The 7,578-nt window shown below is 52.1% G+C and carries 8 protein-coding genes; all 8 read right to left on the minus strand.

Annotated features, from left to right (window positions below; all coding sequences use genetic code 11):
* Positions 1–3: 3 nt before the first annotated feature.
* Positions 4–741 (minus strand): RluA family pseudouridine synthase, encoded by a 738-nt coding sequence (locus Q7P68_RS13670; RefSeq protein ID WP_304226594.1) that lies wholly within the window; start codon positions 739–741, stop codon positions 4–6.
* The gene (locus Q7P68_RS13675) at positions 738–1,574 is read right to left on the minus strand and encodes an HAD-IIB family hydrolase (protein ID WP_304226596.1); all 837 of its coding nucleotides are present in this window, start codon (positions 1,572–1,574) and stop codon (positions 738–740) included. The genes Q7P68_RS13670 and Q7P68_RS13675 overlap by 4 nt, the downstream gene beginning before the upstream one ends.
* An 18-nt stretch (positions 1,575–1,592) precedes the next feature.
* Positions 1,593–1,925, minus strand: a complete 333-nt coding sequence (locus Q7P68_RS13680; RefSeq protein ID WP_304226598.1) for a type II toxin-antitoxin system RelE/ParE family toxin — start codon at positions 1,923–1,925, stop codon at positions 1,593–1,595.
* A 3-nt stretch (positions 1,926–1,928) separates the two neighbouring features.
* Positions 1,929–2,201 (minus strand): type II toxin-antitoxin system Phd/YefM family antitoxin, encoded by a 273-nt coding sequence (locus tag Q7P68_RS13685; RefSeq protein ID WP_304226599.1) that lies wholly within the window; start codon positions 2,199–2,201, stop codon positions 1,929–1,931.
* A 127-nt stretch (positions 2,202–2,328) separates the two neighbouring features.
* Positions 2,329–3,222 (minus strand): DUF5692 family protein, encoded by an 894-nt coding sequence (locus Q7P68_RS13690; RefSeq protein WP_304226601.1) that lies wholly within the window; start codon positions 3,220–3,222, stop codon positions 2,329–2,331.
* A gap of 87 nt (positions 3,223–3,309) precedes the next feature.
* Positions 3,310–4,560, minus strand: a complete 1,251-nt coding sequence (locus Q7P68_RS13695; protein WP_304226603.1) for a M48 family metallopeptidase — start codon at positions 4,558–4,560, stop codon at positions 3,310–3,312.
* Positions 4,561–4,605: 45 nt separating this feature from the next.
* Complete coding sequence (gene ilvB / locus Q7P68_RS13700; RefSeq protein WP_304226605.1) at positions 4,606–6,327, minus strand: biosynthetic-type acetolactate synthase large subunit; 1,722 nt, start codon at positions 6,325–6,327, stop codon at positions 4,606–4,608.
* A gap of 3 nt (positions 6,328–6,330) precedes the next feature.
* Positions 6,331–7,578: dihydroxy-acid dehydratase (gene ilvD, locus Q7P68_RS13705; RefSeq protein ID WP_304226607.1), on the minus strand; the 1,248-nt coding region annotated here is incomplete at its 5' end.

The raw sequence follows: 7,578 nt of genomic DNA on the forward strand, positions 1-7,578 counted from the left end.
GAACTATGTATAGAGCTTCGCAGATAAAAAGAGGGCCGGCGGCGGAACAGAAAAATCCAGCACAGACTGGGTCTGGGGATGGCGGAAGAGGAGTTTTTCTGCATGGAGACCCAGCCGGCGAAGCGGATTGGTGCGGGCTCCGTATTTTTCGTCCCCCACTACGGGGTGGCCGATAGCAGCGCAATGGACCCGTATCTGGTTGCGGCGGCCCGTCTCGAGTTCCAGCGATAAAAGGCTGTACCGGCTCCCAGACCGGAGAAGCCGCCACCGGGTAAGTGCCCGCCATCCCCGGCCCGGCTGAGCTACCAGCATGCGGCCCTTGGGGCCCTCCATAAGGGGTAGGTCGATGACACCCTCTGGCTCATCGATTTGGCCTTCTACAACTGCCACATAACGGCGTTCGATCACGAGGGCATCCCAGTTATCCATCAGGGCCTTTTTCATAGCCCCTGACTTCGCGAACACCATGACCCCAGAAGTATCCCGGTCGAGCCGGTGGACCACCGCAACCTGCTGTCGTTTACCCCGGCGGCGGAGGTACTCGTTCAGGATCATGTAGGCCGTCCGGTCCCGCTGGCCACCGGCAGCTACCGATAGGAGGCCCGCGGGCTTAAACACCACAATAAGATCCTCATCTTCGAATAAAATTTCCATTCCCAGGGGCAGTTTCCAGGGCCGCCCCTTCTCCGATTGAGGCCGGCGGGGCCGGTGTGGGTTTTCTCCCCCTTCTGTGTTTTTCATAGCACTTCCCTGCGAGGACCTCCGCCGCCGGAGCGGAGGGTTAAGAGGCTTTCGGCGATTTCGGCAAAACCGTCGCCGCAGTCCCGGCTTGCCACAAAGGCAGGCAAGTGTTTTATAAGATGGGTATAGTTTCTGATATTTGCCACAGCGCAGGAAAGGGGAAAGGCGGCAAACATGGGTTCGTCGTTAGGCGAGTCCCCTACAAAAACCACTTCATCGAGCCCCCCCACCGGATCCCAGCCGAACTGTTCGCGCAGAAAGCTTTTCGCCATAGAAAGCTTGTCGTAGTTACCCATCCACATATTTACATGGATTGATGAAACCTTGGCGTGGGCGCCGCGGGACTTCGCAAGCTCCGCGACACGGACCGCCGTGTCTAAAGGGAGAACCGGCTCTTCTTCTGCAAAATCCACAGCTATGTCAAAGAGCCTAAAGGGCTGGTCCTTGGCGACCCTGAGCCGTTCATCAATCTGGAGGACTTCAGTTAGTATTTCCTTTAGCCGGGGATCACTGTTCCGCATCGCCAGAGGATGAAAGCGCTGTTTAAGCACCGGAAGACCCGTGCTGCCTGCGCAGGTTTCCTCCCAAAAAACCAGGGCACCATTCTCGCCTACCACCGCATCCACCGGCCACTGCCGGGCAATGAGGTCGCACCATCCTGCGGGGCGACCTGTAACGGGGATAAGCACCAGGCCCACAGCACGGAGATCCCATAGGGCTTTATAAGATGAGGCAAGAAGCTTGCCCTGCCGGGTCAGGGTATCATCAATATCCATGAGCACATATTTGACCCGCCGGGCTTGAGATGGGCTTAGTTCGGAAATAGGACGCATGGCTTCATCATGACAGGATTATAGTTTTCCATCAATTACTTTTTTATAAAGTATTTCTTCTATGTTTCTTCTTCCATCGATTACACTTATTATTTGGAATTCGCTTTCAGTTACCCTATAAAAAATTCGCCATGGAGTTTCGATTATTTCTCTTATATCAAGGATTCCAATAGAAATGAGCTCAGGAACAACCCTGCCGCTTTCTGGAAAAAGATCTATTTTTTCGACATGGTTTATAATTCTATGATAAATTTCATAAGCGATAGTAGTACCTGATTTTTCTTTTATATAACTTACGATATTAAACAAATCGTCACTTGCATCTTGGGACCAAACGATTTTTTTCTTCATAATTTATTCCAATATTTTTGATATTCTCTTTTTTACCTCTTCATGGGCGACAATTTTACCATTTTTAAGATCCTGATCGCCGATAGAAATTAATTTCATAAGATTTACTGCATTCACAAGATTTTGATAAGAATCAACATCAAGAATTACTGCTTTTGCCTCACCATTTTGAGTGATAATAACTGGATTTTTATTTTCACCGACCTGTCGTATTATTTCAGCGGTGTGAGACTTAATATACGAAATTGGCTTTATATCTGTTGATAAATTAACCATTAGTTGCCTCCACATCTTATACTACAACTAACAGTTAGACGGGTCAATATTTAGATCCCTTAAAAGACCTATACAATTAAAATAGCGCCCCATGGCCTTATGAAACCATGAAGCGTTATTTCAGCGATTATGCAGCTTTTTCTGAATAGACTTCTTCTGCCAGGGGGTTCTTTTTGTGTTTTAAAATCCGGTAGAAGTGGTAAACCGCCACCGCCACATTGGATGCGAGGGATAGGCCGCTCACCACATACAGGGCCGCCACGTTGTGAGAAGATTTAACGGCGAACAGGGAAGTATCCACAAAGGTGGGGAAGGTCATGACAAACATCATCCAGAAACCAAGTGTCTGGGCTCGGTGTTGGAGCCAGGCATCCTTTTTAATAAAGAAGGCCGGGATCGTACAGGAAATAAGGAGCGCGGCGCCGGCATAAAAGGAGTGGTCAGGCACGCAGTTGTAGACATAGGCAAAATTCCACAGGTCATAGGCGATAATCCAGAACCATTTCATGTCGGGCCAGAGCATGTCCCGCTGTTTGCTCTTTTCATCAATATAGATACCCATCCATCCAGATATGGTGATGATGTTAAGAATGCCCGCGATGCCGTTCATGATGTTCCAGGGACCGCCCACGAGGAGCATGCCGTCGACCATACCGTTAATGCCAGAGACCTGGAAGTCCCGTATAACCGCCTCAAGAATGTTGAGTGATAAGATGAGGGGCGGGAACAGGAGCAGGTATTTGTTTTGCGCGGCTCCCTTGATATGCCTGAGAGCAAGAAAACCAAGACAACCCGCAAGGGCAGAATACACCTTAGCCCAGTGGAACCAGGTGCCGACACTTGAACCGGGGGCAGCTGTTTTCGGCCATACGGTCACGGTGAGGACCGCCGGCAGGACCAGAAACAGGGCCAGAGAGAGCCATTTGCTGAGCCGGGCGATCTCATTGAGAAGGATGAGGCCCCCCAACACGGCAAACCACATGAGCGCTGAATACCAGGGAATAGATTCAAATAAAAACATATGATGTGTACCTCTTCCGGCCATAGTAGCGCAGCCGGAAGCGGCTTGTCAAAGTATATTTATACTATCGCCAAAATCAAAAGGGCATTATTTTTTATTTTGGCTTTTCGATTTAAGGGCGCCGAGGCGGGCGAGGAGTGGCGGGTGGGAGTAATTTACAAACACATAGAGGGGGTGTGGATAGAGGTCCGAAAGGTTGTCCGCAAAGAGGCGCTTTAAGGCCCTGCTCGCGCTCTCCGCCGAGGCGGCCTGGCCAGCATACGCGTCTGCCTGGTATTCAAAACGGCGGCTGATTATATTCGTACCGATATTCATGAGAAGCGACAGGGGTTCGTAGAGAAGAAAGAAGGCGAGCAGGTTGATATGCACCTGGGTGTCCGCCGCTCCAAAGGCCAGTGACAGGGACCGGGAATGGACAAGCAGGGAAAAGACAGCCATGGTAACAAAAATAGAAAGGGCCGAAAGAAGGCTGCTATAGGGGACATGGTGCTTTTTATAATGGCCAACCTCATGGGCCAAAACAGCCACAATTTCATCAACAGGATGCTTTTCTATCAGGGTGTCAAAGAGAACGATTTTCTTAAATCGTCCCAGGCCTGAAAAAAAGGCGTTGCTCTTTTTACTGCGCTTTGAGGCGTTCATCACATAAATACCGGAAAGGGGAAAGCTGGTTTTTTCTGCCAGCGCCTGTATCGCGGTTTTTAATTCGCCGTCCTCAAGGGGTGTGAGCTTGTTAAACAGGGGCAAGATGAGCGTCGTATAGAGGGACGAAACAGCCAGGGTGATTACAAAGAGAATAATGGCAAAGATAAACCAAAACTGCGCACCGAAAACATCGATACAGAGGAGGAGCAGGTACAAAATCCCACCGCCGAAGAGAGCCCCAAGAATCATGCCCTTGATAGTATCGCTGATATAGATGCCGAGGGTTTTGGTATTAAAACCGTAGCGTGCTTCGAGGGAAAAATCGTGGTACAGAGAAAAGGGTAGGCTTGCCATACCCGAAGCCAGGGCGAGGATGCCAAAAAAGAGAATGGCCCGCAGTTTTTGGTAAGGGAGGAGGTTTGCCAAAGCTGAATCGAGCCGGCCGGGCCCATCGAGCAGGAGGAACACCAGGAGGACCGCAAAGGAAGCAAGGCCCTCCCAAAGGGCTAAGCGGCTTTTCTCGTTGTTGTAGGATAAAAGCCGCTGGTATTTTTCTGCATCGACAAAGTCTGCCAGGGAAGCATCTATGCCCGGCCGGCGATGGGTGATATTAAGGAGACTTACCAGCAGGGAAAAACCGTAGGACAGGACCATGATGGCGATAACGACCGCCTTAACAATTAGTGGATTCATGGTCCTGTCATAGCATTCCCGCCGATATTTCTCAAGGTCCGCCCGTTACAAAATCATATCGTCAATAGCCTTGCCGCCCGGCACCATAGGAAGGACCTGTTCATCCATATCGATGACCGCCTCGATGAGCGCAGCCCTGCCCTCTTTAATTTCGGCCAAGGCCTTGTCCAACACTTCCATGAACTGGGCTTCCGTCTCAGCCCGGAAACCTGCAAGCCCATAGGCATCTGCAAGTTTAACAAAATCTGGGGGCCTAAGCAGAGTGGTTTCCGCATAGCGTTCGTCGTAAAAGAGGGTCTGCCATTGCCGAACCATGCCAAGGACCTTATTGTTCATAATTACGATCAGTACCGGTAAATGATACATAAAGGCAGTGGCCATTTCACCGCAGTTCATCCGGAAGGATCCGTCACCGGTAAAGAGGACCACCGGACGATTGGGGTTTGCCATCTTTGCACCCAGCGCTAGTCCCATACCGCATCCCATAGTCCCAAGCCCGCCGGAAGTCAAAAAAGCCCGCGGTTTGTTCAGAGGGTAAAATTGAGCGGTCCACATCTGGTGCTGACCCACATCGGTGGCCACTATGGCATCTTCACCCAGACGTTTTGCTACCGCATTAATCAGGTTTTTTGGATGCAGCGGGACCGGCCGGCTGTGGGCTTCGGGCACAATTTTTTTCAGTTCCGCCACATCACCGTTCCACTCGTTTTCTGTCCGCTCGGGGATTTTTTTAAGGAGTTCCACCAGCACCTTTTTAATATCCCCGATGACCCAGTGTTCGGATTTAACATTCTTGTTTATTTCTGCTGGATCTATATCCAGATGCAGAATTTTTGCGTCCACCGCGAACTTGTCTGCCTTGCTGACAACCCGGTCGGAGAACCGGGCTCCGACGGCGATAACCAGATCGGCCTTCTGTATAGCCCTGTTGCTGGCTACCGTACCGTGCATACCAATCATACCCGTATTCAGGGGATGATCATAGGGCAGGGCTCCCTTACCCATAAGGCTCAGCGCCGCGGGAGCCTTGAGGCGCTCCACAAATGTCTTAAGCTCATTGGCCGCATCGGCAATAATCACCCCGCCTCCGGCATATACAAAGGGTCGTTTTGCCGATGCGATAAGCCTGGCGGCGGCTTCTATATCACCCTCGGTAAAGGTTTGCCGGTTACCCCGGGCAGATAGCCGGGCGGCCCGGGCCAGGGCGACCGGGGTTTGGGCAGCGTTAGAATCATGCTGCGAACGGGGCTTCCATTCACAGAGCGCCGCTGTGACGTCCTTGGGAATATCGATTAACACGGGCCCGGGCCGCCCGGAGGCTGCCACGAGAAAGGCTTCCCGCACTACTTCTGCCAGGTCCCGCACATCTTTAACAATCCAGTTATGCTTGGTAATCGGCATGGTAACGCCAGCAATATCCGTTTCCTGAAAACTATCCTTTCCAAGCAACGTGGTGGGCACGTTACCGGTAATGGCTACTATAGGCACCGAATCCATATAAGCCGTGGCAATACCGGTAACGAGGTTTGTCGCACCGGGGCCAGATGTGGCAATACAGACTCCAACTTTGCCGGTAGAACGGGCGTATCCATCCGCTGCATGGGCAGCATGCTGTTCGTGGCTTGTCAGCACATGCCGGATTCGGTCTTTGTGTTTGTACAGTTCATCATAGATAAAGAGAACAGAACCACCAGGATAGCCAAAAACGGTATCCACTCCCTGTTCTATGAGGGATTCTATCAAAATACGCGCACCCGTATACTGCATAGGTTACTCCTTGAAAATAGCACCGGTAGCGGCGGAACTCACCTGCCGGGCATACCGAGCAAGGTACCCATGGGTAACCTTGGGCGGTACGGGTTTCCATTGGCTTTTCCGTTCCGCCAGTTCCTTTTCGCTCAACTGAACCGAGAGGGTACCCGCTTCTATGTTAATTTGAATGATGTCCCCCTCTTTGATGAGTCCAATGGGGCCTCCTTCTGCAGCTTCCGGGGACACATGGCCGATGGCAGCACCCTTGGTAGCCCCTGAGAAACGGCCATCTGTAATAAGGGCCACTTTATCATCCAGCCCCCGGCCCGCCAAAGCTGCAGTGGGAGCAAGCATTTCCTTCATGCCGGGGCCGCCCCGGGGACCTTCGTAGCGGATCACTACCACATCCCCTGCTTTAATCCGGCCTTCCATGATCGCCGAAAAAGCATCCTCTTCCCGGTCAAAGACCCGGGCAGGACCAGAGTGTTTAAGCATATTGGGAGCGACCGCGCTCTTTTTTACGATACAGCCGTCGGGGGCCAGGTTACCCCGGAGGGCAACAAGACCACCGGTCGCCGAATAAGGGTTATCGATAGGCCGGATTACTTGGGGATTGCGGTTAAAAGCCTTTGAGACCGCATCCTTAAGGGTTCCATAAACGGTCAGGGCCGATACATCAATAAGATTTTTGCTGGCCAATTCTTTAAGAACCGCCTGGACGCCGCCCGCAGCATAGAGATCCTCAATATGGGTCGCGCTCACCGGTGCAAGGCGGCACAGGTTGGGAGTGGCGGCGCTGACTTCATTTAATATGTCCAGGGTTAGTTCTACACCCGCCTCGTGGGCTATGGCAGGGAGGTGCAGGGCCGTATTGGTGGAACACCCCAAAGCCATATCGAGGGCCAGGGCATTGCGGAAGGCCGTCTTAGTCATGATCTGCCGGGGGCGCAGATCTTTTTTTAGTACATCCATAACGAGCATTCCCGCTTGTTTGGCGAGCCGTATTCGTTCCGCATATACGGCGGGAATAGTCCCGTTGCCAGGAAGACCCATACCGAGGGCTTCGGTAACGCAGTTCATAGAGTTGGCGGTAAACATACCCGCGCAGGAACCGCAACCGGGACAAGCTTCGTTTTCGAGCTGGTCCAATTCTTCCTCGCTCATGGTGCCAGCACCGACGGCCCCAACCGCTTCGAACATGGTGGTAAGGCTTACCGCCCGGCTTCCCTGGCTTGTGGTATGGCGGCCAGCAAGCATGGGGCCGCC

Origin of the sequence: Gracilinema caldarium (genome assembly GCF_029265695.1) — a bacterium.
Classification (GTDB): Bacteria; Spirochaetota; Spirochaetia; order Treponematales; family Breznakiellaceae; genus Gracilinema; species Gracilinema caldarium_A.

What these genes read in the sequence shown, in the direction of transcription:
- ilvB (WP_304226605.1), bottom strand. Translation starts at nt 6,327, where the DNA reads ATGCAGTATACGGGTGCGCGTATTTTGATAGAATCCCTCATAGAACAG.
- Q7P68_RS13685 (WP_304226599.1), bottom strand. Translation starts at nt 2,201, where the DNA reads ATGGTTAATTTATCAACAGATATAAAGCCAATTTCGTATATTAAGTCT.
- Q7P68_RS13695 (WP_304226603.1), bottom strand. Translation starts at nt 4,560, where the DNA reads ATGAATCCACTAATTGTTAAGGCGGTCGTTATCGCCATCATGGTCCTG.
- Q7P68_RS13670 (WP_304226594.1), bottom strand. Translation starts at nt 741, where the DNA reads ATGAAAAACACAGAAGGGGGAGAAAACCCACACCGGCCCCGCCGGCCT.
- Q7P68_RS13690 (WP_304226601.1), bottom strand. Translation starts at nt 3,222, where the DNA reads ATGTTTTTATTTGAATCTATTCCCTGGTATTCAGCGCTCATGTGGTTT.
- Q7P68_RS13680 (WP_304226598.1), bottom strand. Translation starts at nt 1,925, where the DNA reads ATGAAGAAAAAAATCGTTTGGTCCCAAGATGCAAGTGACGATTTGTTT.
- Q7P68_RS13675 (WP_304226596.1), bottom strand. Translation starts at nt 1,574, where the DNA reads ATGCGTCCTATTTCCGAACTAAGCCCATCTCAAGCCCGGCGGGTCAAA.